This is a genomic window from Peribacillus sp. SIMBA_075 (genome assembly GCF_046534585.1).
Window position 1 is genome coordinate 1 of record NZ_JAWRYN010001615.1, and the last position, 235, is coordinate 235.

The 235-nt window shown below is 37.4% G+C and carries 1 protein-coding gene; it reads right to left on the reverse strand.

The window, feature by feature from the left end:
• Positions 1-235: histidine kinase dimerization/phospho-acceptor domain-containing protein (locus SB775_RS33895; protein ID WP_410865682.1), on the reverse strand; the 235-nt coding region annotated here is incomplete at both ends.

The window sequence follows — 235 nt, forward strand, 5'->3', positions numbered from 1 at the left end:
TTCTACAGCTACATAACGCAGGCTTTCCTTTACATCTTCCTTCACCTTTAACTTCGGAATTAAATCCACATAGCCAATAATCGCTGTTAGCGGTGTTTTTAGCTCATGTGTAATACGGTCTAAGAAATCTTTCTGCTTCTCTTTCTCCTCTTTCAATTGCTTAATATGCAGTTCAATTCCATCCGCCATTGCATTAAAAGATGCTGAAAGCTGAGCAATTTCCACATATTCATTT